Annotated in this window: 18 protein-coding genes, 2 pseudogenes and 2 riboswitches; of the genes and pseudogenes, 7 read left to right on the plus strand and 13 right to left on the minus strand. The window is 67.2% G+C overall.

All coding sequences use genetic code 11. From position 1 onward, the window contains the following. Positions 1-179 precede the first annotated feature (179 nt). The 13 genes and pseudogenes from SSPN_RS0123480 to SSPN_RS0123545 all read right to left on the minus strand — a co-directional run bounded on the left by SSPN_RS0123480 (position 180) and on the right by SSPN_RS0123545 (position 17,430). Positions 180-2,018: a carbamoyltransferase family protein gene (locus tag SSPN_RS0123480; RefSeq protein WP_010309710.1), complete on the minus strand. Its 1,839-nt coding sequence runs from the start codon at positions 2,016-2,018 to the stop codon at positions 180-182. Then, on the minus strand, positions 2,018-4,162 hold the full coding sequence (locus SSPN_RS0123485) for an iron-containing redox enzyme family protein (RefSeq protein WP_010309712.1): 2,145 nt from the start codon (positions 4,160-4,162) through the stop codon (positions 2,018-2,020). Before SSPN_RS0123485 ends, SSPN_RS0123480 begins: the two co-directional genes overlap by 1 nt. Positions 4,163-4,339: 177 nt before the next feature. After that, positions 4,340-5,395 (minus strand): SGNH/GDSL hydrolase family protein, encoded by a 1,056-nt coding sequence (locus SSPN_RS0123495; protein ID WP_237710707.1) that lies wholly within the window; start codon positions 5,393-5,395, stop codon positions 4,340-4,342. A 30-nt stretch (positions 5,396-5,425) separates the two neighbouring features. Continuing rightward, positions 5,426-6,688: an ATP-grasp domain-containing protein gene (locus SSPN_RS0123500; RefSeq protein WP_010309718.1), complete on the minus strand. Its 1,263-nt coding sequence runs from the start codon at positions 6,686-6,688 to the stop codon at positions 5,426-5,428. Positions 6,689-7,277: 589 nt separating this feature from the next. Continuing rightward, positions 7,278-8,135 (minus strand): annotated as a pseudogene (locus tag SSPN_RS51770) (IS5 family transposase); the annotation flags it as partial. Beyond that, a riboswitch (cobalamin riboswitch) is annotated at positions 8,134-8,352 on the minus strand. Its footprint overlaps the pseudogene before it by 2 nt. Before the next feature lie 143 nt (positions 8,353-8,495). Beyond that, on the minus strand, positions 8,496-9,332 hold the full coding sequence (gene folP / locus SSPN_RS0123510) for a dihydropteroate synthase (RefSeq protein WP_237710708.1): 837 nt from the start codon (positions 9,330-9,332) through the stop codon (positions 8,496-8,498). Further along, the gene (locus tag SSPN_RS0123515; RefSeq protein ID WP_143539612.1) at positions 9,329-9,619 is read right to left on the minus strand and encodes a hypothetical protein; all 291 of its coding nucleotides are present in this window, start codon (positions 9,617-9,619) and stop codon (positions 9,329-9,331) included. Before SSPN_RS0123515 ends, folP begins: the two co-directional genes overlap by 4 nt. A 17-nt stretch (positions 9,620-9,636) precedes the next feature. Continuing rightward, the gene (locus SSPN_RS0123520) at positions 9,637-10,494 is read right to left on the minus strand and encodes a methylenetetrahydrofolate reductase (protein ID WP_085982149.1); all 858 of its coding nucleotides are present in this window, start codon (positions 10,492-10,494) and stop codon (positions 9,637-9,639) included. Between the two features lie 92 nt (positions 10,495-10,586). Further along, positions 10,587-12,902 (minus strand): 5-methyltetrahydropteroyltriglutamate--homocysteine S-methyltransferase, encoded by a 2,316-nt coding sequence (gene metE / locus SSPN_RS0123525; RefSeq protein ID WP_010309736.1) that lies wholly within the window; start codon positions 12,900-12,902, stop codon positions 10,587-10,589. Positions 12,903-13,018: 116 nt separating this feature from the next. Next, positions 13,019-13,251: riboswitch (cobalamin riboswitch) on the minus strand. A 49-nt stretch (positions 13,252-13,300) separates the two neighbouring features. Beyond that, positions 13,301-14,419: a bifunctional 2-methylcitrate synthase/citrate synthase gene (locus SSPN_RS0123530; protein ID WP_010309741.1), complete on the minus strand. Its 1,119-nt coding sequence runs from the start codon at positions 14,417-14,419 to the stop codon at positions 13,301-13,303. A gap of 37 nt (positions 14,420-14,456) precedes the next feature. Next, positions 14,457-15,350, minus strand: a complete 894-nt coding sequence (gene prpB, locus SSPN_RS0123535) for a methylisocitrate lyase (RefSeq protein ID WP_010309744.1) — start codon at positions 15,348-15,350, stop codon at positions 14,457-14,459. Next, positions 15,350-16,831, minus strand: coding sequence for an MmgE/PrpD family protein (locus SSPN_RS0123540; protein WP_010309745.1), 1,482 nt, complete (start codon positions 16,829-16,831; stop codon positions 15,350-15,352). The genes prpB and SSPN_RS0123540 overlap by 1 nt, the downstream gene beginning before the upstream one ends. Next, entirely contained in the window at positions 16,831-17,430 is a 600-nt protein-coding gene (locus SSPN_RS0123545) for a 3-hydroxyacyl-CoA dehydrogenase family protein (protein ID WP_010309746.1), read from the minus strand. Before SSPN_RS0123545 ends, SSPN_RS0123540 begins: the two co-directional genes overlap by 1 nt. A 133-nt stretch (positions 17,431-17,563) precedes the next feature. Between SSPN_RS0123545 and SSPN_RS0123550 the strand changes: the two genes are divergently transcribed. From SSPN_RS0123550 to SSPN_RS0123585, 7 genes and pseudogenes are all read left to right on the plus strand, one after another. Next, positions 17,564-18,964 carry a short-chain fatty acyl-CoA regulator family protein gene (locus SSPN_RS0123550; protein WP_010309747.1) on the plus strand — a complete coding sequence of 467 codons (1,401 nt, stop codon included), beginning with the start codon at positions 17,564-17,566 and terminating at the stop codon, positions 18,962-18,964. 478 nt (positions 18,965-19,442) lie between these two features. Beyond that, on the plus strand, positions 19,443-19,769 hold the full coding sequence (locus SSPN_RS63325; RefSeq protein WP_029535655.1) for a group II intron maturase-specific domain-containing protein: 327 nt from the start codon (positions 19,443-19,445) through the stop codon (positions 19,767-19,769). A 118-nt stretch (positions 19,770-19,887) separates the two neighbouring features. Continuing rightward, positions 19,888-20,310: pseudogene (locus tag SSPN_RS0123565) on the plus strand (transposase family protein); the annotation flags it as partial. Between the two features lie 175 nt (positions 20,311-20,485). Then, on the plus strand, positions 20,486-22,231 hold the full coding sequence (locus SSPN_RS45315) for a fatty acyl-AMP ligase (protein WP_063713952.1): 1,746 nt from the start codon (positions 20,486-20,488) through the stop codon (positions 22,229-22,231). A gap of 2 nt (positions 22,232-22,233) precedes the next feature. Next, positions 22,234-23,940, plus strand: a complete 1,707-nt coding sequence (locus tag SSPN_RS45320; protein WP_049887656.1) for an acyl-CoA dehydrogenase family protein — start codon at positions 22,234-22,236, stop codon at positions 23,938-23,940. Between the two features lie 162 nt (positions 23,941-24,102). Next, positions 24,103-25,650 carry an acyl-CoA dehydrogenase family protein gene (locus SSPN_RS45325; RefSeq protein ID WP_010309756.1) on the plus strand — a complete coding sequence of 516 codons (1,548 nt, stop codon included), beginning with the start codon at positions 24,103-24,105 and terminating at the stop codon, positions 25,648-25,650. Positions 25,651-25,688: 38 nt separating this feature from the next. Next, the gene (locus SSPN_RS0123585; RefSeq protein ID WP_044574839.1) at positions 25,689-25,961 is read left to right on the plus strand and encodes an acyl carrier protein; all 273 of its coding nucleotides are present in this window, start codon (positions 25,689-25,691) and stop codon (positions 25,959-25,961) included. Position 25,962: the final 1 nt, after the last annotated feature.

The raw sequence follows: 25,962 nt of genomic DNA on the forward strand, positions 1-25,962 counted from the left end.
TCGGAATGCGAAGGTGCTCAGTGCGGTTTTCTCGCGCGCGGCCTGTCCCACGAGGAGGGACCATGATGGAACCGGGCACCGAACCGGCTCGATCCGCGCAAGCGCCGATAGAGCGAGATCGGGAGGAAAACCGTGACGAAGACCAGAGGTGCTGCGAAACGCATGGAGGCCAGTCCTGTTCAGTCGAGTGGGATCTCATCGCGCCAGTCGATGGCTTCCGCGAAGGGCGGTTGGTCGTCCTTGCGCAGCACGTGACTGCCCAGAACGAGCACGTCCATGCCCGTGCGCATGAAGCACCTGTAGGCGTCCTCGGGGGTGTGCACGATGGGCTCACCGCGCACGTTGAACGACGTGTTCACCAGGACCGGGCAGCCGGTCGACGCCTTGAAGGCGCGCAGCAGCCGGGAGAACGGCGCGTTGTCGCGTTCGGTGACGGTCTGAACCCGGGCCGAGAGGTCCACGTGCGTGATCGCCGGCAGTTCGGAACGGGTTTCGTTGACGCTGCCCAGGCTCCGGCTCGGTCCGCCGGGTCGCAGCGCAGCACCGGACCTTATCCCGTCCGCGACCTCGGCGACCACCAGCATGTACGGGCTGTCGCCGGTGAGGTCGAAGTAGCCCTGGGCGTCCTCGGCCAGCACGGCGGGCGCGAACGGCCGGAACGACTCCCGAAACTTGATCTTGAGGTTCATCCGCTTCTGCATGTCCTGGTCCCGCGGGTCGCCGATGATCGATCGTGCTCCCAGCGCTCGCGGGCCGAACTCCATGCGTCCCTGGAACCACCCGACCACGGCGCCATCGGCGAGATGGGAGGCGACGTCGTGGTGCAGCTTGTCCCCCGGGTAGGTCTGGAAGACGTAGCCGTTGTCGGTGAGGAACTGTTCGATCTCGGCATCGGAGAAGCCCGGTCCGAGCAGCGCTCCGGACATGCCGTCACCGCCGGCGGCGAGGTGCGGCCGTCCGTGGGCCCTCGCCGAGTGATCGATCGCGGCGCCCAGCGCGCATCCCGCGTCACCGGCCGCCGGCTGGACCCACAGCTGGTCAACGATGCCGGAACGGCTCAGCACACCGTTGGCGACGCAGTTGAGGGCAACACCGCCGGCCATGACGATCGATCGCTCGCCCGTCTGCTCCACCGCCGCCCGCGCCAGCCCCAGCACGATCTCCTCGGTCACCACCTGCACCGATGCCGCGAGATCGCAGTGCCGTTGCGCCAGCTCGCTCTCCGGGTCCCTGGTCGCAGCGCCGAACAGCTTCTCGAAGGCCCGCCCCACCATGCGCGAACCCTGGTGGAACTCGAAGTACTTCATGTTCAGCGTGAACGAACCGTCGGGGCGGATGTTCACCAGCTCGCGGCGGATGAGATCCGCGTACCGCGGCTCGCCGTAGGGCGCCAGTCCCATCAGTTTGTACTCACCGGAATCGACCTTGAAGCCGCAGTAGTAGGTGAACGCCGAGTACAGCATGCCCACCGAATGTGGGTACGAGATCGAGTTCACCAGCTCCAGAGAGTTGCCGCGCCCGTGCCAGATTGTGGTGGTCTGCTTCTCCCCGACACCGTCGATCGTGAGCACAGCCGCGTTCTCGAACGGCGAGGGGTAGAACGCCGACGCCGCATGCGATCGGTGGTGCTGCGAGGCGACCGCACGCGGTGCCGCGCCGCGCCCGATCGCCTTCAGTTCGGCGTCCACGCGATCTAGGACGTCCCGCTTCCAGCTCAGCCACTCAGGCAGCACGACCGAGAACGCTCGCAACCCGCGCGGTCCGGCGCTAGCGAACGAGGACACTACGCGCTCGAACTTCAGACGCGGATCCTCGTAGTAGACAACGGCATCGAGTTCGGACAGCGAGATGCCGGCGTGGTCGAGGCAGTACTCGATCGCGTGGTTCGGGAACGACGGGTCGTGCCGGACCCGGGTGAATCGTTCCTGCTGCGCAGCGGCCACGACGATGCCCTCGCGGACCAGCGCCGCCGCGCTGTCGTGGTAGTAGGCCGAAATTCCCAGTGTGTACACGGACATCAAGACGCTCCCACCGGTGTGTGATGAAACAGCGACCGGTCTGGTGACCGCGGCTTCCGATGCTTCGTCCGGAACCGGAAGCCGATCAGGTCGGCGATTTTGGACGTCGTCGGGGCCAGCGACTCGTAACCGACCCGCACTCGTTTCCACTCCGGGGCGAGCTCCGTCGAATTCGACAGCTGCGACAACGTGCGCATGTGCGTGTCGATCGCGTCCGCTGCCCAGGCCGAGTGACCGGTCGAGACGTTGTCGATCGTGTTGTGCAGATCGACGAAGTGCGTGGAGAACCCATAGTGCTTCAGGAACCTTCGCGCGGTGCGGTAGCTGCCACCAACGCCGGACAGCTCCATCGCCAGGTTCATGCCGAGGATCTCCGGCAGGAACGCGTGCGGAAGCTTGCCCAGGCACAGCCAGTAGACGGGCCTTGCGAACGATTCGTCCCGGAACCGGTCGTCGTAGGCGAACTCCCGGCTGCCGGTCGGTGCCAGCTCGATGTCCATCTCGCGCAGCACGTCGCGGTAGATCTTGGGGTGGTTGATCGAGATATCGCCGTTGCCCAGCTCGTCCCAATAGGTTTCGAACAGCGGGAAGCCGAACCGCGTGGTGGCGAGCCCGACGTCGGTGAATCCCTGCAACCAGGAACCGTCGATCAGCGTCAGCGGCGCCAGTTGCAGGGTGGAGTCGATGACCTCCGCACGACTCGGCATCGCGTTCGACTTGCCCGCCTCGAACTCGGCGCCGTGCTTGTCGTGCATGTCCAGCAGCCAGGGCCGCAGGCCGGCCGGCGTCCACTCCTCGGGTAGCGACCGCTCGGTGCGCCCCACTGACAGCTTCGCCTTGGCCAGCCAGCGCTTGACGTAGCGGACGGCGAATCGACGGGTCGACGGAGCGAGCGCACGGCCCTGCAGGACGAAGTAGGCCTCGCGAACATCGCTAGGAACCAACCCGTCCTCGGTGGCCGAGGCGATTTCGAACGTTTTGAGATCCGGCACCTGCGGAGCCGCGACAGCCGGAGCCGCCGAAGGCTGCACTTCCGCGTCATCGAGCGAGTTGATCCACTTCGAGATGACCTCGACATCGTCGGTCGAGAAGACCCGGAACATCGGGCCCTTCGGGCCGATGAGCCCGTTGACCAGCGAGCTCCGGTCGGCATTGCCCGGCTTGACCATGCGGGTCGCGGCCAGCTCCTTCAGCAGCGGCGCGGGGTCGGTCTTGGCCTGCTCGAGCAGTTCGGACAGGCTCGTGCCGCCCATCTGGAAGTTCTGGTGGTAGACCGCGCCTTCGCGGGCACGTTCCTGGATGAGCTGTTCCATCGCCCGCTGCGGGTGCAGCGCCGCGCCGGCCGCGTCCAGCACCAACTCGTTCCACGCCCGCAGGGCGCTGAGCATCCAGGCCGCGCCGATTTCGACTTGACGTCGCACGTCAGCCCCTGCTGCGCAGAACTTCTCGGCAACGGCGCGCGAGACGTCCCACGGTGTGGAGATGTCGGTCGCTCCGGTGGGCCGTGCGAGATCCAGCCGCGCCCACTCGTGATGCCCTTCGGACCGAAGCGCGGACCAGCAAGGCAGCATGCCGACCGCGCGCATCACCACGTCGACACCCACGATCACCGGCGCGAACTCATCGCTGCGCCTGGTGATCGCGAACAGCGTGGCGGGCAGCGCGAACATGTGATCACGAATCTCACGTTCAGCAGCCAGTTCGGTTGCGTCGACGGCCAGTTCAGGCCGACCACGTTGTTTGGCGAGCACCTTGAACTCGTCGAAGCGTGACGAACGCGGACTGCCGACACCGATGTCGTCCGCGAACAGGGCCAGGACCCGCAGGTGCGTTTCGTCTTCGAACACGCCGGGAGCACTCATGCCCTGCAGCCACGCTCCGAGCGTCGAGGCCAGCGGAGCGGACTGCCGCAGAACCGAGTGCGCCAAGGCGTCCACCGATCCACCTGCGTCGGAAGCGATCAACCCGCGATAGGCGCTGCGCTGCTCGTCCGACCACGATCGCGCCGCCTCCAACGTGGCGGCCAGGTCTGGAGGAGCGGCCTGCAGGTCAACGGATCCGACCTCAGCGATGAGCGTCCGAATGGTCGTGGCATCCAGGAACAGTTCCGGATCGACACACCGGCGGTATGTCTCACGCCACATAGTCATTACTCCGTTCAGAATTTCTCTTGAACCTCGCCTGTTACCAAGTCGTGCGAACGAGCGGAGCAAACAGCTTCGAACCGCTCTAGAACATCGGATAGATCGACGAATCCGACTTCTTGGACTTTTTCTTGCGCCTCGTGAACAGTCCGAGCACAGCCCTAATGATCGACATCATCAACTCCCGTTCTGCAGGTGCTCCAGAATCTTTCTGGCGACGAAGTCATGTCCACGGTCGGTGAGGTGGATTCGATCGATGAAGGTCCACCGGTCCGCATCCAGCGAATCGGCCATAGCCGGGCTGAAGTTGAGGTAATCAACCCCTAGGTCCCTCGCCCCGCGTTCCAAAATCGACGAGTACTCAATGTTCACTTCTCGGCCCATGATGTCGCCATATCTCGCCGAGAATCCCCCCACCTGCTCGAGCTCGGCGAAGATGATCTCCTCTTCCTCGCTGCCTTCGTCTCGGACCCAGGTCGACAGCGGCTGGAGGATGTAGGTGATCTTCGCGCCCCAGGCTGCTGCCAGGGACTTCCAGCCGGCCAGGTGCCGAAGCGTGAGATCAGCGGCGTGGGCGATCTGCTCACTCCTGCTCGGCGGATCTGCTGCGGCCGGCTTCTCCTTCCTGCGCAACAGGTTCCGCACGGAAAGCGAGCGCTCCTTCTGCTGAGCGAACAGCTCGTGATACCTGTTGTACTCGAAGAAGGTGCCGTGGTCTTCCTGTCCGACCTGCGGGATGCGCGCCAGGGTCAGGTTGTTGAACCCGGAGAAGATGACGATCTCATCCACTTTAGGCAATAGGTGCTGATACAGGGTGCACAGCAGCAGCTCCTGCGTCGAGTTGAAGCTTCGCCCCCCGAAGTTGAGCCAGATCTGATCACGATCATCGTGGAAGTTCAACCTCGAAGGCAGTGTCCAGGAATCAGAACTGGCCCCGATCCCGAAAACCGTCGAACTACCGGCCAGCAAGCGCACGGAACCGGTATTTCCGAAGTCTGCGGGCGAATGACGGCTATCTCCATCGTAAGCGTACCGGAAACCGACGGAATCCGTGTTCACCACGTCCGACCGGTGATTCCTCGGATGAAAGTAGAGGAGGTGCGGAACCCAGCGTATCTCGCCGACGCTCGTGAACTTCTCCTCGTACCCCACCATGTGCGGGGCCAACTCCAGCAGATTCGGCGGATAGATCCTGCTGCGAGGAGTGCTGTTGGATGGATTCTTGGTCGTCAAAAGTAGTTCCCCGGGTCGTGAGCGGACCGCTTACTCGAGTTCGATTTGGATGGAACTTGCAAGTCCGTAGAATCTCCGACGGAGCTCATCGCCGCTGTCAGCGGTGAAAACGACGTGGCCGTGCGGCTGCCAGGCTCGCGGAGGTACGTCAACCGCACTTCCCACCTCACAGAAGAGGGCGAGCTCGTGCACGTGGGGGCTGCGCTCAGCGTCCCGCACCCCGGTGAGCGCGCTGACTTTGCCCGCTCTCTCCGCGAAGAACAGGTAGAAACCAGTCGGGGTGGGCACGGGTTGTGCGCTGAGATCCGGTGCCCGCCCGGAGGCCACGTCCAACACCGCGCTGACCATGTCGACACCGGTGCTCAGCAGGATTGACTGGTAAACGGGTCCACCGCCGAGTCGCGCCGCCGTTTCGACTATCTTCGGCGTTCCATCTTCCTGGATCCGAAATGCCGTGTGGGTCGCTCCGGTGTCGATTCCTATCGCTCGGTGAGCTGCGGCGGTGAGTTCATGAACCCGTCGCAGCACATCCTCGGGAAAACGACTGGGGGTGGTGAAGCAGACGTCTGCGAAGTACGGCCCTTCCATGGGGAGCGGCTTGTCGTGGACGGCGACCACGTTCGTCTTGCCGTCGCACAGCATGGACTCGACGCTGATTTCCGTCCCCGGCAGGTATTCCTCCAGGAGAATCGCGTCCTCGTACTTCTCCACCGCCCACGCGTAAAGCGGGTCGGACGCACTTCCACCCCACGCACCGCGCTGGATTCCGGCGAAGTGCTCGACGAGCTCATCGCGGTCGTCCACTCGACGCACGTACATACTGTCGTTGTCGATGAGCGGCTTCAGGACCATCGGAAAACCTATGCGCGCAGCCTGCTCCATCGCCTCTTCGATTGTTCGAGCCAGACCATAACCGGGCTGCGGGATGTTCTCGGCGTCGAGGGCCTCGCGCATCGCGTACTTGTCACGCACGGTCTGCGCTGCCTGTTCGCTCACGAATGGCAATCCCAGTTCAGCGGCCACCGCAGCCGCGGCCGGCACGCTGTGCTCGCGGAACGCCGCCACCGCGCGAATCGGCTCGGACTCGGACGCGGCGAGGTCACGAACCGCACCGACGGTTGCCGGGATGTCCGAGGTGTTAACGGACACCACGACATCGGCTAGCTCGTGCTCCCAGGTCGGGTTGTTGGAGAGGACCAGCAGCCGCTCCCGCTTTTCCCTCGCGTACGCCGCAGCTCGTTCCAGATGTCGGCGTCGACTCTCGTTCGATTTGTGGAGCAGAAGAACGCTCATGAACTGGTTCTTTCCATCTGCAGCTGATCGCGACCGGAATGGAGTTCACCTTTTGTCCACTTCCCGCATGAAATGCTCGGCGCTCTTGGACGTGCGGATTCGCAACGCGGCGCCGGTGAAGCGCAGCGAAATGGGCGTAGATGCAAAAACGGACTAGGTGAACCGTCGAAGGACCGTTGGCGAACTGAGAACCATTCAGCGCCGAGGCACGGCCGTTAAAGTCATGACCTATCTCCCCCCAGTAAAATTAGCGAATTTTTCGCATCCGCCCGGCAATTTGACATGCCCGTGCGGGCTGTCGGTGGTGACACTAACCGATCTCTTGTTGCGCCTGCAGCCGCCAAATGGATGATGCACGCCTCTTGAGGGCGCCACCGGGAGACATTTCCACAATTCGGATATCGGCAAATCCGCTTTTCGCCGATTCCGAACTCCAGGGGTGGACGGGTGCCAGCGCACCGGCAACGGGACCGGGTCATGCACCCGGCGATGAGCCTCTTCCCGCCGCCACAGCGTCTCCACACCCTGGGCGAGGGCGTGTCCTGTGGATCATGTGATGGGATCGCGGAGCCAGATTCTGATCGAGGCGACGTCGATGGTGCCCTGTGTGGATGCGTTCGCGCTTGTCGTAGCGGGTCGCGACGGCCCGGAAACCCTTGAGCTTGTTGAAGCATCGCTCGACGGTGTTGCGTTCCTTGTAGCGCCTGGGATCGAAGGCCGGTGGGCGTCCGCCGGCAGAGCCGAGCTTGCGGCGGTTGGCCTTCTGGTCTTCCTTCACCGGGATCACCGCCTTGATACCGCGCCCGCGCAGGTAACCGCGGTTGGTCCTGGAGGAGTAAGCCTTGTCAGCCATTGCCCGGCCAGGACGCGTGTGGGACGACCCGGACCACGACGCCGGATCCGAATTGCCTCCATCAGCGCAACGAATCGGGGGCTATCGCCGTGTTGACCGGGGCTGGTCAGCCGGGCGACCGGCCGGCAACGACGGTCGGCCGCAAGATGAATCTTGGCGCTGAGCCCGCCACGAGACCGGCCCAGCGCCTCGCGCCCGCCGGATTTCGTGTCATTCGACGGTGCTCCCTGTGGGATCATCAGCGGCCGGAGCACGGCGGGCGCCGGCCGCATCCTGATGGGCGCGGGTGACGGTCGAGTCGGCACCGACCGTCCAGTCGGCACCCTCGGCCTCGTCGCAGCCGGCACGGAGCCGATCCAGGATGCCTTCCCAGGTACCGTCCAGCGACCAGCGGCGATGCCGGTTGTAGACCGTCTTCCAGTTGCCATATACCGAGGGAAGATCGCGCCATGCCGTACCGGATCGGGTCCGGAAGAACACCCCGTTGATCACCATGCGGTGATCTGCCCACCGGCCGCCCCGCTGCGGCACGGTCGAGGGCAGCAAGGACTCCAACCGTTGCCATTCCTCATCGGACAGATCGTGCCGCATCAGACGTTCCTCATCCACGGCAGCGGTCTACCAGACCCACACCAAGATCCACGGGACACGCCCTAGTGGCCGTCGCTTCCCGGGCACCTCACGGCACTCAGTGCGTGATGCCGACGGTCGTTCCCGCTCATCACTGCGGGGCAGTCCCGGACTCGCCCCGGGTTCGCTCTTGCCCCACCGGCTCGGAACGAGCCGGTGGACCATCGGCAGATCCGATACTACATATGGGCCCTGTCATTGCCGCACGCCCCAAGATGGGCGTATCGCAGAGGTATTTTCCGCAACACCAGGTTCAGGTCGTGTAGCGCGAACGGATGGGCGATATCGAGGGCCTCGGACCTCGTGGGCTTCGGCTTGACGTGGTTATCGCCCGCCCCAGACCGCTTCAAGCATCGTGATCGAGTCTCGCGTTTGTGGGACGTCGTGTACCCGGATGATGTCGACGCCGGCCGACCACGCGGGGGCGATCAGGGCTAGCGACGCGGGTAGCCGGTCTTCGACGTGGCGGCCGGTGACCGCGCCGAGGAACGACTTGCGGCTGACGCCGAGGAGGACCGGGATGCCTTGTGCGCACAGCTCGGGTAAGTGGCGCAGTAGGCGCAGGTTGTCCTCGACGCCTTTGCCGAAGCCGATTCCCGGGTCGATCCACAGTTTGGTCACGCCGGCCGTGATCGCCGTGTCGGCGACGTCCAGCAGGTGCGTGCTCACTTCGGTGACGACGTCGTCGTACTCCGGCTGCGCGCCTGCCCGGACCGGTACGGCCGTTGAGTGCATACCGACGTAGCCGACGCCGAGGTGGGCGGCCACCCGGTGCAGGGTGCCGGCGACGTCGTTGACGATCGAAGCGCCCCGTTGCACCGCCGCCTCGGCGACTTCGGCGTGCCGGGTGTCGATCGATACCCGGCCCCGTTTGGCCAGCGCGGAGATGATCGGGCCTACGCGGTCCAGCTCCTCGTCCGCTGTCACGGAGTCGGCTCCAGGCCGCGTGGATTCCCCGCCGACATCGACCGCCCAGGCGCCGTCCGCGAACATCTCTTCGCCGGCGGCGATCGCTCGCGCGGTGGCGTCGAACCTGCTGCCCGGCCAGAACGAATCCGGGGTGGCGTTGAGGACGCCCATCACTTTGAGGGGGCCAACGTCCGGTCTGGTCACTGTGGCGTGTGCCGCGCTCCCGGGCAGGGTTGCTTGCTCGATGGTCACGACTGTCGGCCTCTTGTCTGGTGTGGACGGTTCGTTAAAGCGTCGATCAGGGCTTGGCGCGCGCACTCGTCATCGGTGCGTGCGCAGGCCGCGCACGGTGTGGGCTGGTACTCGGGCAGTCTTGTCACGGCCTGTCCGAGCTCGTCGACGAATGAGCTGAGCAGGTCGAGCTGGCTGCGCAGCGCACGGTTCCGGGCGGCCTGCGCGCCGGCCTGACGGCGTTGGCCGGCCAGATTTTCGTAGTCGTGGGCGGTGAGCACCACCAGCTCGGTTCCGTCAACCCACATCCGGCGCGGCTTCGGGGTCATGACGTGGCTAGGGCGAGTTCGGCGACCACCTCCGTGGTGGCTCGGGCGAAGTTGAACGTGATGAAGTGCAGGCCAGGTACGCCTTCGGCGAGCAGCCGTTGCGAAAGCAGGATCGCCTGTTCGATGCCGAGAGCCCGCACGGCTGCGGGATCGTCGGCGACGGCGGCGAACCGCTCCGCCAGGTGGGGCGGGAACGGCGCGCCGGACAGCTGCTCGGAGCGGGCGATGGTCTTCATGGTGGTGACCGGCATCAGCGCGGGGATGATCGGTGTGTCGCAGCCGGCCGCCGTGATCCGGTCCCGCAGCCTCAGGTAGTCGTCGGCGTCGAAGACCATCTGGGTGATCGCGTAGTCCGCGCCGGCGCGGCACTTGGCCACGAAGTGCGCGGTGTCGCCTTCGACGCTGATCGACCGCGGATGCCGGTGTGGGAAGGCGGCGACGCCTACACAGAAGTCGCCGTGTTCGCGCAGTAGCGTCACGAGTTCACTCGCGTACGTGAGTCCGTCCGGGTGGCGGACCCACTCGCCGGTGACGTCGCCGGGTGGGTCTCCGCGCAACGCGAGGACGTTGACCACTCCGGCGTCGGCCAGTGCCCCGGCGAACGACCGCAGTTCCTGAACCGAGTGGTCGACCGCGGTCAGGTGGACCACCGGCAACATCGTGGTGTCCTGGGCGATCCATGCCGCGACGTCGATGGTGTTGTCCCGGGTCGATCCGCCTGCCCCGTAGGTGACGGACACGAAGCCCGGTCGCAACGACTCCAGCTTGCGGACGTTGCGCCGGATCCGGTCGGCGTCGTTGGTCGTGCGCGGCGGCATGAACTCCAGCGAGATCACCGGCGTACCAGCTGCCAGGCGGTCCCGGACCGTGCGGGGCCTAGTGGTGCGCTGTGCGGGGACCGCGGCGGGCGGGGTGACCGCCCGCCGCGGGGAGAGCTGCCCGCTCGTCACGGCCGCGCCCGCAGCTGGCCGGTGGCCTCGACCAGGTTGGCCAGTGTGGCCCGCACCTCCGGGTAGCCGCGTGTCTTGAGCCCGCAGTCGGGGTTGACCCACAGCCGGTCGGACGGGAACACCCCGATCGCGGTGCGGAGGTGACCGGCGATCTCCTCGACGGACGGGACGCGCGGGGAATGGATGTCCCACACGCCCGGCCCTGCCTCGTTGGGGTAGCCGGCGCGGGCGAGGTCGGCGACGATCGACATGGCCGACCTGGCGGCCTCCAGGCTGATGACGTCGGCGTCCATGCCGATGATGGCCTGCAGGACGTCGCCGAACTCGGCGTAGCACATGTGCGTGTGGATCTGCGTGTCGTCGCGGACGCCTGCGGTGGACAGCTGGAACGAGGCGACGGCCCAGTCCAGGTACGCGGCGCGGTCGGCGGTGCGCAGTGGCAGGGTCTCCCGCAGCGCGGGCTCGTCGACCTGAATGACGGAGATCCCCGCCTGCTCCAGGTCGGAGACCTCGTCGCGCAGGGCGAGCGCGACCTGCCGGGCGGTGGCGCCTTCGGGCTGGTCGTCCCGGACGAACGACCAGGCGAGCATGGTGACCGGGCCGGTCAGCATGCCCTTGACCGGCCGCTCGGTCAGGCTCTGGGCGTAGGTGGCCCACTCGACGGTCATCGGCTCGGGGCGGGAGACGTCGCCGACGATGAGCGGCGGCCGGACGTAGCGGGTGCCGTAGGACTGGACCCAGCCGTGCTGGGTGGCCAGGAACCCGGTGAGCTGCTCACCGAAGTACTGGACCATGTCGTTGCGTTCCGGCTCGCCGTGGACGAGCGCGTCCAGGCCGATCTGCTCCTGCTCGGCGATGACCGCGCGGATTTCGGCGCGCATCGCCTCCTGGTAGGCGTCGTGGTCGAGCTTGCCCGCCCGCAGCGCCGCGCGGGCCTTGCGCAGCTCCTGCGTCTGCGGGAACGAGCCGATGGTGGTGGTCGGCAACTCGGGCAGCCGCAGCCGGTCCTGCTGGGCCTCGCAGCGTTTCCCGTACGGGCTGGTGCGGTGCAGGTCGGCGTCGGTGACCGCGGCGACCCGGTCCCGGACGGCGGGCACCCGCACGATCGGCGACGCCGCGCGGGAGGCCAGCCGGCTTTCGTTGAGGTGGACGACGTTGCTGATCGCGGCGCGGCCTTCGGTCAGGCCACGCCGCAGGGTGACGATCTCGTCGAGTTTCTGCCTGGCGAACGACAGCCATCCGGCGATCTCGGGATCGAGGTCGGTTTCGAGGGTGACGTCCAGCGGCACATGCAGCAGCGAGCAGGACGCCGCGACGTCCACGGAACCGGACAGCTCGACCAGGGCGCTCAGGGTGCTCAGCGCGGCGGTCAGGTCCGCGGCCCAGATGTTGCGTCCGTTGACGACCCCGGCGACCAGGCGCTTCTCCCGGATTCCGCCCACGGCGGCGAGGCCGTCGAGGTTGGCCGCTGCGGCGTTGGTGAAGTCCAGGGCCAGGCCCTCGACCGGCGCCGACGCCAGTACCGGCAGCGCGTCACCGAGCCGGTCGAAATAGGAGGCGACGAGGATCTTCGGGCGAGCCTGCGCGACGGCCAGCGTCGTATAGGTGTCGGCGACCTTGGCCAGCACGTCGGCCGGTTGATCCGTGACGAGCGCGGGCTCGTCGATCTGGACCCACTCCGCGCCGGCCTCGTGCAGCAGCCGCAGCAGGTCCACGTAGAGCGGGACGACCTGGTCGAGCAGGTCCAGGGGCCCAAACCCGTCGGTGCCGATCGGGTCCTTGGCCAGCAGCAGGAAGGTGATCGGACCGACGAGCACCGGCCGGGTGCGCACGCCCTGCTCCAGGGCCTCGGCGAATTCGTCGAGCGGCTTGCTCGCGTTCAGGGTAAACCAGGTGTCCGGTCCCAGCTCAGGCACCAGGTAGTGATAGTTCGTGTCGAACCACTTCGTCATCTCCAGCGGCGGCGCGTCCGCCGTGCCACGTGCCATCGCGAAGTAGCGATCCAGCTCGCCAGCCGGGCTGGTCGTGTCCGGGACAGCGGCGAGATGCCGCTCGGGGATGGCCCCGAGCATCCAGGCGGTGTCCAGCACGTGGTCGTAGAAGGAGAAGCAGTTGCTCGGAATCTCGTCGATCCCGGCGTCGCGCAGCTCCGCCAGATTCTGCAGCCGCAGCTCGCGGGCGGTGCCGAGTAGTGCGTCGGCGTCGCCGCGGCCGGCCCAGTAGGACTCGGTCTCCTTCTTCAGCTGCCGCTGGGCGCCCTGGCGCGGGTAGCCGTACACGGTGGCACGGCTGGTCGGGGTGATCTGGGTCACGGGGGCTCTCCTTCGCGAGTCCGCGTGGACCTGCGGGAGCGCACGACAAACCGCGACCGTGACCGGTCATGGCTCGGCGATGACCCACCCGCGAGGCCTCAGCCTGCGCCCCACGGTCGTGGGGCGCACAGCGGGCAGGTCTTCGGACTCGTGGGCCCTCCGGCATGCGCCGGGTTCCTACTGGCCGTCGCTTCCCAAACCGGTGGCTCAGTGCTCGTCTCCGCAGAGACTGACGGCGGTCGTTCCCACTCACCGCTGCGGGGCAGTCCCGGACTCGCACCGGGTTCCCTCTTACCTCGGCCGCCACCATGATGCTCGCGGCAGCCGAACCAGCTGCTCTGCCACTGTAGCGGGCTCGTAGTCGGGACTTCCTCAAACCTCGATCCACTCTTAGGACATCAGGGCCGGACGATCGCGCGCTGCGTCTTGCCGCTGTAGGTACTCGACGGGCGGATCAGGCTGTTGGACGCGAGCTGCTCGGTGATGTGGGCGGTCCACCCGGTGATGCGCGAGGCGACGAAAATCGGCGTGAAGACCGGAGTGTCGAACCCCATCAGGTGATATGCGGGGCCCGCCGGGTAGTCAAGATTCGGGTGCAGGCCCTTAGCCGCGTACATGGCGCGGGCGAGAGATTCGTACAGATCAAGCAGTTCGCGACCGTCACGCAGCGCCGCGACCTCTTGCAGGGCCTCACGCATGGCCGGAACGCGGGAGTCGCCGGTTTTGTAGACGCGGTGGCCAAAGCCCATGATCTTGCGCTTGTCCGCAAGCGCCTTGTTCAGCCAGGCTTCGGCCTTCTCTGCGGCGCCGATCTCCTCGAACGTCGCCATCACGGCTTCGTTCGCGCCGCCGTGCAGCGGCCCTTTGAGCGCGCCGATCGCCGCCGTCACCGCGCTGTAGAGGTCGGACAGCGTCGAGGTCACGACCCGGGAGGTGAACGTTGAGGCGTTGAAACTGTGCTCGGCGTAGAGCACCAGCGAGGTCTCGAAAGCCCGCACGATCACCGGCTCCGGAACCACGCCGAGCGTCATGTACAGGAAGTTCTCCGCATAGCCGAGGTCATCGCGGGGCGGCAGCGGCGGCAGCCCGTGTCGCCGGCGCTGCGTGATCGCCACGACCGACGGGAGAACCGCGAACAGGCGCAACGCCTTGACCTGGTTGGCCTCGGGCGAGTTATCGTCTTCCGCGGGATCGTTCGCGCCAAGGATGCTCACGGCGGTGCGCAGCGTGTCCATCGGGTGCGCGGTCCCCGGCAGGCCGAGCAACGTCGTCACCAGGTCGTCCGGTAGGCCGCGCTGCGCCCGCTCGGCCTCGTTCTGCGCGGCCAACTCGGCGGCGCTCGGCAGCTCACCGTGCCAGAGCAGGTAGGCGACCTCTTCGAAGCTGCAATGCGCGGCGAGGTCCTGGACCGGGTAGCCGCGGTAGGTCAGCGAATTGGTGTCCGGGTTGACCATCGACACCTCGGTGGTGTCGACGACGACTCCAGCGAGTCCTTTGTGGATAGTGGGCGCGGACATAGTTGTCCCCTTGTCGGAATTCGGGGCGCCGGAAAATTCAGACGCGGAAATTGAAAATGTTCTCGTCGAAAGCGTTGTAGCCGGAATAGTCGAGCAAGTCGTAGAGGTCGCGCCGGTGCTGCATCCGGTCGAGCAGGCTTTCCTGAGTGCCGTCTTCGGAGATGACCCGCAATCCGTTCGCGGCGGCCTCCATCGCGAGCCGCAGCAACGTCACCGGGTAGATCACGATGTTGACGCCGAGAGAATTCAGCGTCTTCGCGTCGATCAGTTCGCTTTTGCCGAACTCGGTCATATTGGCCAGGATCGGGACGTCGACCGCGGCACGCATCCGCTCGAAGTCCGCTGGCCCGCGCATCGCCTCCGGGAAGATCAGATCCGCCCCGGCGTCGGCGTAGGCCTTGGCCCGGTCGATCGCGTCGTCGAGGCCGTGTACACCCGCGGCGTCCGTGCGGGCGGCGACGACGAAGTCCGGGTCGCGGCGGGCGGCGACGGCGGCCTTGATCCGCCGGACGGCGTCGTCGCGCGCGACGACGTCCTTGCCGTCGAGGTGGCCGCAGCGCTTGGGGTTGACCTGGTCCTCCAGGTGCAGCCCGGCGACCCCGGCATCTTCGAGGAGCTGGACCGTGCGTGCGGCGTTCATCGGTTCACCGAAGCCGGTGTCGGCGTCGACCAGCGCGGGCAAGGCCGTCACGCGGGAAAGCTGTTGCGAGCGGCCCGCGACCTCGGTGATCGTGGTCAGGCCGATGTCGGGCAGCGCCAGCTCGGCGGAGAGCACGGCACCGGAGACGTAGATGCCTTCGAAGCCTTGGCGTTCGATCAGCTTGGCCGTCAGCGGGTTGAACGCGCCCGGAAAGCGTTGCAGCGTGCCGGAGTTCAGCCCGGCGCGGAACGCGACCCGCTTCTGGTTGGCGGTGGCGTTGGCGTGCAGCATCAGAAGATCCCCTTCGTCGCAGGGGTCGCGTCGATTCCCGCGGGAAGGGCCATGCCGCGCACCTCGTCGACGTCCAGCTCCGCCAGTCGCGTGACCATGTCCAGGAACCGGTCCTGGTCGGGCGGGGCGATCACGCCGTCGGCGAGTGAACGGAACTTCGCGACGTACTGCTCGCGAGCGAACGGCCGGGCCCCGGCCGGGTGGGCGTCGGCAACGGCGATCTCGTCGGTGAGCGTGGTGCCGTTGGCAAGGGTGACCTCGACCCGGCCGCCGAACGCCGGCTCCGCGGCGTGGTACCGGCGGGTCCACTCAGGGGCCTCGACCGTCGTGATCTTCTGCCACAGCTCGACGGTGTCCGGCCGCGACGCGCGTTCGGGAGCATACGAGCGTTCGTGGTGCCAGGTGCCGTCCTGCAGGGCGACGGCGAAGATGTACGGGATCGAGTGGTCCAGCGTCTCGCGACTCGCCTTCGGGTCGTACTTCTGCGGGTCACCGGCGCCCGAGCCGATGACGTAGTGGGTGTGGTGGCTGGTGTGGATGACGATGCGTTCGACCTTGCCGGCCTCGCCGATCCGCGGGCCGAGCCGCCGCGCCAGGTCGATCAGCGCCTGGCTCTGGTACTCGGCGGAATGCTCCTTGGTGTAAGTGTCCAAAATGGATCGCTTAGGTTCACCCGGCGCGGGAAGCGGCACGGTATACTCGGCTCCCGGACCGCTCAGCAGCCAGGCGATGAAGCCGTCTTCACCTTCGTAGATCGGGCTCGGAGCACCTTCACCACGCATGACGCGGTCCACGGCTTCGATCGCGGCCTTCCCGGCGAACGCGGGGGCGTAGGCCTTCCACGACGAGATCTCGCCCTTGCGGGACTGGCGGGTCGTCGTCGTCGTGTGCAGGGCCTGCCCGATGGCTTGATACACCGTACCGACGTCCAGCCCGAGCAACGCACCAATCCCACCGGCCACCGACGGGCCGAGGTGCGCGATGTGGTCGATCTTGTGCTCGTGCAAGCAGATTCCGCGCACCAGATCGACCTGCAGCTCGTAACCCGCGGCGATGCCACGGACAAGGTCTGCGCCAGTACGGCCCGTGTGCTGGGCGACGGCGAGGATCGGCGGGATGTTGTCGCCCGGGTGCGAGTAATCCGCGGCCAGGAACGTGTCGTGGTAGTCCAGCTCGCGCACGGCGACACCGTTGGCCCAGGCCGCCCACTCCGGCGAAAACCGGCCGGGCAAGCCGAACACGGTCGCGCCAGGCGTCGACGCGTGGGCCAGCGCCTGATCACGAGCCGCGCGGACCGGCCGCCGCGACAGCGACGCGGCGGCCACCGCAGCATTGTCGATCACCCGGTTGATCACCATCTCGGTGACCTCCGGCGCGACCGGTACCGGGTCGGTGGCCACCGACGCGAGCTTCCATGCCAGTTGCTCCTCACGCGGCAGCGAATCGGCGGAACGATAGGTGCGGACGGTGTGGTCGATCATCACTTTCCTTCGTAGACGTAGAACCCGCGGCCGGACTTCGTGCCGAGCAACCCGGCGTCGACCATGCGCAACAACAGCGGTGGCGGGGCGTGGAGTGTTTCCTTGAACTCGGCGTAGAGCGAATCGGCGATGGCCGCGACGGTGTCGAGCCCGATGAGATCGGTCAGCCGCAGCGGCCCCATCGGGTGCGCGGCGCCCAGCTTCACGCCGCGGTCGACGTCGGCCGCCGACGCGACCCCGGACTCGACCATGCGGATCGCCGAGAGCAGGTAGGGCACCAGCAGCGCGTTGACCACAAACCCGGTGGAGGGCCCGTGCTCGGCGACGGCCTCGATCACCCGCTGCCGGTCGGACAGCTCGCCGAGGTCGGTGGTGAACCGAAGCCGCCAGGACGCGCGCTCGGCGGCGGACCTATCCCGCTTGCCCGCACGGACCGCCCGGTCCAGGGACGCCAGGATCCGAATGCGCCCACCATCGGCCGACGGCGCATCCTGCTCGCAGACCAGCACGTCCAGTCCGGCCCGGGCACAGACCTCGGCGGGGCCGGCGCCCATCTGCCCCGCGCCGACAACGGCGAGCCGGGCGATCTCGGTGCTCATCGCGGCCCCTTCTGTGAATCTTGTCGTGCCTTCTTGCAGCGTGGCACCGGGCAAGCCACCGGGTCGATAGCCGTGCACTGTCAAATCTTGTGTACGTTCCCGACCGATCTGTAAAAGTTGTTACAGTCGGCGTGTGGAGAAGATGTTCGCCGGAGCCAGGCTGCGGCAGCTGCGCGAGGACCGGTCGATGACCCAGTCCGACCTTGCCCGGCAGCTCGGCATTTCGCCGAGCTACGTCAACCAGCTCGAACACAACGGGCGGCCACTCACCCTGCCTGTGCTGCTCCGGCTGACCGAGCACTTCGGGATCGACGCCGAGTTCTTCACGCCCCAGGACACCGCCCGCCTCGTCGCCGACGTCCGCGAGGTCTTCGCCGACGACACCATCGACGGCACCCTCTCCGCCGGCCAGGTCGACGAGCTGACCACCCAGCTACCCGACGTCGCCCGCACCCTCGTCTCGCTGCACCACCGCTACCGCGAAGCCATCGAGAACATCGCGACGCTGGTGTCCGAACAGGGTCTCGACCGCACGGCCGCGCAACAGCCGCACGAGGAGATTCGCGACTGGTTCTACCGCCGCAGCAACCATGTCGCGGAACTGGACGTACCCGCCGAGAAGTTGGCCGCCGAGCTGCGACTGGTCCCAGGCGAAGTACGTGCCGGCCTGACAGCCGGCCTGCGGGAGCGGCACGGCGTGAAGGTCGTGGCCGAGTCGATCGGCGCCGAGCAGCACTGGTTCGACCCCGTCAACCGGGTGATGCACCTTTCCCCCGCCCTGCGGCCCGGCCAAGCGGCCTTCCGGCTGGCCTCAGAGCTGGCGATGCTGGAGACAGGCCAGACCATCGATCGATTGGTCGACGACGGAGCGTTCAGCGGCGAAACCGCCCGCCGGCTGGCCCGGATCGGGCTGGCCAACTACTTCGCGGGCGCCCTCGTCCTGCCATACCGGGTCTTCCTCGGCGCGGCAGAGCGATACCGCTACGACATCACACGGTTGTCGGACCTTTTCGGCGTCGGGTTCGAGACGATCTGCCACCGCCTCTCGACGCTGCAACGAAGCGGAACGCGCGGTGTGCCGTTCTCGTTCGTCCGCGTCGACCGGGCGGGCAACATCTCCAAGCGCCAGTCGGCGACGGGGTTCCACTTCTCCCGCGTCGGCGGCTCCTGTCCATTGTGGATCGTCTACGAGGCGTTCAGCGCCCCCGGCCGGATCCTCACCCAGATCGCCGAACTACCGGACGGCAAGAAGTACTTCTGGATCGCCCGCACGGTCAACCGCGCCGTCGGCGGCCACGGCCACCCGGGCAAGACGTTCGCGATCGGCCTGGGATGCGAGCTCCGCCAAGCCCACCGCCTGATCTACTCCGACGGCCTCGCGCTCGGCACGGACGCCGCGGTCTCGCCCATCGGGATGGGCTGCAAGGTCTGCGAACGCCCCGCCTGCCCACAGCGCGCCTTCCCCGCGATCGGGAAAGCCCTGCGCATCAACGAACACGCCAGCAGCCTCCTCCCGTACCCGCCCCAGACCTGAGAACACCGTTCCCCAACCGGCAGTGAACACCTAGAACACCGAGGCGGCGCATATAGTTGTAGCCTCTCGTCGCGTGACGAGGAATGCTCGGATGCGTAAGAGATCAACTTGTCGGTGTCGGTTCTCGTTGCGTTCGGCCGGATACTGCTGCGACCAGCGCTGCCAAGAACGCCTGAATGTGTAACCCGGTTTCTTTCCGAGGCTTGCGAGGGATCGAATGGATTGGTGCGTGTCGTTCGACGTTGGACACACGTTGGCCCGTTGATCTCGGCCCATCCCGTGTAGTCCGCCCCGGCGGGACGCTCCGCAGCTGGCTGCTGCCACAACGACGTGGCAGCAGCCAGCATCCACGCATCATTCAACGCAACAACTAAGGCACACAGTGACTACTGACGAAAATGATCACCACGATCAACGGCGTGCAGGGCACGCTCAGCGCCACGATCAACTCCACCGAGGGCTACGCGGGCCGGTTGTGATGCGGCTTAGAGCGGTGGCAGCGTTGCCAGGTCTCCTGCTCGCAACGGGATGCGCCGGTGACAACTATTTCAAGCACGCAGTCTGCACCCACACCATGAAAGCCTTGGAACACTTCACGTGGCGCCGAGTGATCAGATGGTGGATGACACTGCACCGCTGGAAGTGGAAGGACGTCCGCCGCCGCTTCACCGACCACACTGGACGGTGGCGCAGGCCTTCGGCAGACGGGATCGAACTGTTCGACCTCGCAGCGGTGACGGTCAGCCGCTACCGCTACCGAGGCAACACCATCCCCAACCCCTGGACCGTCCCCAACCACGCCTGACGGCAGAGACCATGGAGAGCCCGGTGCGGTGAAAGTCGCACGCCGGGTTCGGCGAGCGGCCTGGGGAAACGGACCGGCGGCAACGCCGACACCGCGCCCCAGGCCGACTCAACAGCACGCCAACCACGGTGGGAACATCCAGGTCATAACCGCACCCGACGGCTGGCCACTATGGACCTCCGACGTGCGTCCCGGCCGCGAGCACGACACCACCGCCCTGCGCACGCACACCGAGATCCTGCCCGCACTGGCCGCCTGGACCGACACGGACCTGCCTGTCCTGGGCGATCTCGGCTACGAGGGTGAGGCCGACACGATCACGGTGGCCTTCAAGAAACCCGCCGGCGGCGAACTCACCGACGAACAAAAGGATCACAACAAAGCCCACAACGGCAAACGGGCCATCGGGGAACGCGGAAACTCCCTGCTCAAGAATACCTTTAAGGCCCTGCGCAACGTCAGCCTGTGCCCCTGGAAGATCGGCAAGATCGTCGCCGCCGCCCTCGTCCTCCTCCACATCGACCACGCCCGAACAACCTGATCACTCAGCGCGACAACCCGTTACGCGGAAAGCCTCACTCTAGGGTATTTTCGCGCACAGGTGCGTTCATCAAAGGGAATTGATCCCTTTGTGCGGCGCCCTTGTCAGGGTTTGCGGTGGTCTAGTTCCTCGAAGGAAATACGACGTTCTAGCAAATTCTCGTGGTTAGGAACTCATGCAGTCTGAGACGGCGTGGCTATCGAGCCTTGATGCGGTTTTGAGACGGAGAGTCCTCGTTGCGCCCGACGAACCCGCGCTGTGCGAATATCAAGCGGACGGCAAGGACGCGCAGCACACGTGGTTCAGCGCGGCTGATGTCGATCTCTTGGCACGGCGGGTCGGCCGCGTCCTCCAGTCTTGCGGCGACGCTGGTGGCCGAGTCCTGATCTGCCTGCCGCCGGGCTTCGCCTTCACGGCGGCCTTCTTCGGGTGTCTGTACAGCGGCAGAGTCGCTGTTCCCGTTCCTGTGCCCGGCCGCTTCCTCCATGAACGCCGAAGGGTCGCGGCGATCGCCACGAACGTCGATGCCTCGGTCGTGCTGACCGGGACGAGGTCGATACCGACTGTGACGGAGTGGGTCGCCGAGCAGAGCCTGCCGCTGCAGGTGCTAGACGTCGAGTCGCTGGAGTGCCCCGCCCTCGACGACGACCAGGTGGCGCACAACGACTCGGACACGCTCGCTCTTGTCCAGTACACCTCGGGCTCCACCAGCGCCCCCAAGGGCGTGATGCTCAGCCACGGCAACCTCCTGGCGAACGTGGCCACCATTGCTCGAGCCCTCGGCCTGCAGCCCGACGATCGCGTCGGCGGTTGGCTGCCCGCCTACCACGACATGGGGCTGATCGGTCAACTGCTCACGCCCATCGTGCTCGGCGGCAGCTCGGTCGTGATGGACCCCATGACCTTCCTGCGTCGACCGCACCTGTGGCTGCGCATGATCGGCGAATTAGGTATCAAGGTCTCTGCGGCGCCGAGCTTCGCCTACGAGCTTTGCGTGCGCCGGGTGACCGACGAGCAGCTGGCCGACCTCGACCTCTCCGGCTGGGAGGTGGCACTCAACGGCTCCGAACCCGTGTCCGCTGCGGTCATGGACAGCTTCTGCGCGCGCTTCGCTTCCGCCGGCTTCCGGCCGGAGTCGTTCGCCCCGGCGTACGGGCTGGCCGAGGCGACTCTCCTGGTGACTGGTTCGGCGCGGAGGCGTCCTCTGGTCGGGATGAGCGGCTCCGCCGCCGTTGACACCGGGCGCGCTCCGGTCAGCTGCGGCCGCGTGGACGGCGTGGACCTCCGGATCGTCGACCCGGAGACCCGGTTTGTGCTCGCTGCGGGGGAGGTCGGTGAGATCTGGGTACGCGGGGCGAGCGTGGCGCGGGGCTACTGGAACGCGCCCGAGCTGTCCGCGGCCACTTTCGGCAACAGCACCACCTGCGGTGAAGGGCACTTCCTGCGCACCGGCGACCTGGGTGTCGTGCGCGACGGCGAGCTCTATGTCGTCGGACGCATCAAGGATGTCATCGTCGTGCGGGGCAGGAAGCTACATCCGCACGATGTGGAGGAGACGGTGCGTCTCCAGCACGAGCGGCTGCGCGCGGGCATCGGCGCTGCCTTCGGCGTGTTCCCGCCGGACACCGGTGAGCTGGTCGTGCTGGCCCACGAGGTCGCGCCGGGCACACCTGAGCAGGAGTACGCCGGACTCGTCTCGTCGATCAAGCTCACGGTGTCCAGGGAGTTCGGCGTCGACCTCGACGGCGTCGTGCTGCTCCGTCCCGGGGGCACGCCGCGCACCACCAGCGGGAAGGTCGGTCGGGTGGAGATGCGGCGCTGCTTCCTCGACGGCGAGGTCAGGGCCCTGCACGTCGACATGACCGCTCGGTTGCGGACGCTGCGCGCGGGCCAGCCGGTACTCGACACCGCTGGAAGATGACGATGGTCACCGATGCGGCCGTCATGGCCGATTCCCCCGTCGTGGCGTTGGAAGAGGCGCTCCGTGAGTGGCGTGGCGCCGAAAGGCCGTTCTCCCCGGCAGCGCTCGCCAGGCTGGACGCCACAGAGTCGTTCCCGGTCGCGGCGTGCGGGGCGCTGGACTCCGCGGGCTTGCCCGCCTACTACGTGCCGGTGCAACATGGTGGGCGACTGGCTGAGTTTCCCCAGGTGGTCGCGATGTTGCGGGCGGTGGCGCGGCACGACCTCACCGTCGCCATCGCGCACGGCAAGACCTTCCTGGGCGCGGTGTCGGTGTGGGTCTCGGGATCACCGGAGCAGGCCAGGTGGCTCGGTGAGCAGATCACCGGCGGCGCCGTGGTGTGCTGGGGACTCACCGAACGCGGACACGGCAGCGACATCCTCGCGGGCGATCTGACCGCGGAGCGGGTGGACGAGGGCTGGCGGCTCGACGGGGAGAAGTGGCTGATCAACAACGCCACCCGATCACAACTGATGTGCGTGCTTGCCCGAACCTCGTCGAACGGCGGACCGCGCGGGTTCAGCCTCTTCCTGGTCGACAAGCGCGAGCTGCCCGCAGACCGGGTGCGGCCGACCGCGAAGATCGCGACTCACGGCATTCGCGGCGCCGACATCAGCGGCTTTACCGTGCATGACGTCGTGCTCCCGCCCACCGCGCTGGTCGGCGAGCCCGGCACGGGCAGCGAGACGGTGTTGAAGGCGCTGCAGCTCACCCGCACGGCCTGCGCGGCGCTGTCGCTGGGGGCCGGAGACCACGCGCTGCGTCTGGCCACGTCGTTCGCCCGCCATCGCCGGCTGTACGGCAGGCAGGTCGCGGAGATGCCCCTGGCGCGCGACCTGATTGGCCGTGCCGCAGCCGGGGTGCTGCTCGCGGAGGCCGTCGCTGCCGTCACCACCCGCGCCGTGCACGTCCTTCCCCGTGAGATGAGCGTGCTGGCGGCGGTGTGCAAGGCGTTCGTGCCGACGATGGTGCAGGAGACGATCGGGCAGGTCGCCGAACTGCTTGGCGCCAGAGGATATCTGACCGAGGTCTTCGAACACGGTGAGTTCGCGAAGCTCGACCGCGACCACCGGCTCGTCGGGATCTTCGACGGCAGCACCTTGGTGAACCGGCAGATGCTCATCACCCAGTTCACCAGGCTTGGACGTCGCTACGGCGCGGTCGATCCGACGGTGGCGGACCGGCTGGCCGGTTTGGTAAGCGGCCCGCTGCCCGCCTTCGATCCCGGCGCTCTCACGCTGACCTCGGCGTCGGGGTGCGGCCTCGCACTGGCGGTGCCCGGACTGCTGCACCGGATTCGCGAGCAGGACAGCGGTGACGTGGGCTGGAAGGGGCTGCTGGCCGACTTCGAGCTCGCATGCGCCGACGTGCACACTGCGATCGCCGCTCACCGGCCCACCTCGGGAATGCCCGGAGCCGACGCCTTCGCCCTCGCTGAGCGCTACGAGCTCTGCGTCGCCGGCGCCGCGTGCCTGCTGATCCACGCGCACCGGCTTGGCGACGGCGTGCCGTCGGTGGTGCTGCGTGCCTGCTTGGAGCTCGCAGTGTCCAGGCTCGTACCCGGCAGGAGCGGCGACGACGAGGTCTTCGACATCCTGGCCGAGCACGCGCTCGCTGCCAGCGGTCCCCTCGCGTTGTTCTCCGGCGACTGGGGGGAGATGCCGTGGTGAGCGTGTCCGCGTTGGCACGAGCCGCCGCGCTGGAACGGCGCTTCGGTGACCCCTTCGACACCACGAACCCGTTGGGCTTCAAGGAGATCCTCGTCTGCGACGAGCGCGGTGACACGTTCGCAGCGGGAGAGGAGGCCCTCACCCGGTTCGGAATGAATGCCAATGAATGCCGAGCTTGTGCCGAGCGCATTCGGTGGCCGGTTTACCCGCCTCGACGACCTCGTGGCCGTGGGCAAGGTCGTGAGCCGCCGCGACCCCGGCCTGGGCGCCGGGTACGTCACCAGCTCCCTGCTCGCAGGTGTCTGTGTCTGGCTGGCGGGCGACGACGACCAGCGCCGCTACGTCGCCGACACCCTCATGGCAGGTCACCGGCTGGCCTGCGGCTACCACGAGCTTGAGCATGGCAACGACTTCACGGCTGCTGACTTCTCCGCGCGAGCCGTCGGCGACCAGCTCGTGCTCGACGGGCGCAAAGAGGTCATCGCCAACGCCAGTCGTGCCGAAGCGTTGGTGCTGTTCGCGGCGACCGACGGCCGCCGAACGGGCCAGGCGCATTCACAGCTGCTGGTGCGGCGCTCGGAGCTGTCCGGTGACGGCGTCGTCGAGCTGCCCCGGTTCAGCACTGTCGGGTTGCGCGGTGTCCACCTCGGGGGCGTCGCGTTCCGCTCCGCGCGGGTCGACGCGGCCAGCGTCCTCGGTGTTGCCGGCCGTGGGGCCGAGAACACCATGAAAACGTTCCAGCTGACCAGGATTGCGCTGCCGGCCATGATGACCTCGGCGGTGGACACGGCGTTGCGGTGCACCGTGCTGCACCTGCGCGACCGGGTCCTGTATGGAAGGTCGGCGCTTGAACTGCCGCACCTGAGGTCCAAGCTGGTCGACGTCTTCGCCACGCTGGTCGCCGCGGACGCCCTCGCGACTGCGGCCGCCCGGTCGCTGCACGTATACCCCGGCGAGGGCGCCGTGCACGCTGCGGTGGTCAAGTACTGTCTGCCGCGCCTGCTCATGGACGCCATGAACGAGCTAGCCATGATCCTCGGCGCGCACTCATACCTGCGCGAGGGACCGACCGCGATCTTCCAGAAGCTGATGCGGGACGTGCAGGCTGTCGGCGTGGTGCACATCGGCAAGGCCGCGTGCCGAATGGCCCTGCTGCCGCAGCTGCCGCTGTTGGCCAAGCGGTCCTGGGAGTCGGCGAACGCCCCGGCGGAGTCGTTGTTCGCCGCGGACGCCGACCTCCCGCCGCTCGAGTTCGACCGGCTGCGCGTCACCGGCAACGGCCGGGACCACCTGTTCGCCGGGCTGCGCGCAGGGCTCGCCGATCTCGCAGGGCTGCGAGGAGCCGACGCCGACCTGATCCGGCGGTGCGCGGAACCGTTGGCCGTGGAAGGGCGAGACCTGCGCTCCGCGTGCACGGCGCTGCCCCCAGCAGAGCTCGGGGTGGACGCGTCGCCGTCGGCGGCCAGGGTCGTGGACCGCTACGCCCGCCTCGTGCTCGCGGGTGTGTGCTTGCAGACGTGGCTCCACAACCGCGGCTCCGGCGACTGGGTGTCGGCGTGGGCCGCGTCGGTGCTGGGCCGGCTGGTGCAGGGCGGTTCGCCGAGGCAGCTGCCCGGCAACGTCGAGGAGCAGCTGTTCACTGAGCTCGTCAGCAGGTGCGCCGACAACCGCGACCTAACTTCGACGGGGCGCCCCGTCTTCGGGTGCTGAGCCGAGTTTTCCCCTTGATGAATACAGATGGAGTGTCCATGCCCCTGGCAGATGAGACGGTGTCGGTCGACGGAATGGTCGACTGGCTCACGGCGACCGTGGCGCGCTACGCCGAGCAGCCCGAGAGCGAGATCGACCCGGACCGACCGCTGAGCGACTACGGCCTTGACTCGGTCTCCGCGTTCGCCATCATCACGGAGATCGAAGACGCCTTCGACATCGTGCCCGATGTCACGGTGGTGTGGGATCACCCGACGGTCCGGGCGCTGGCGTCGTTCCTTGCCGACTTCATTCGCAGCGAACGCCGATGAC

The organism is Saccharopolyspora spinosa NRRL 18395 (genome assembly GCF_000194155.1).
GTDB classification, from domain to species: Bacteria; Actinomycetota; Actinomycetes; order Mycobacteriales; family Pseudonocardiaceae; genus Saccharopolyspora; species Saccharopolyspora spinosa.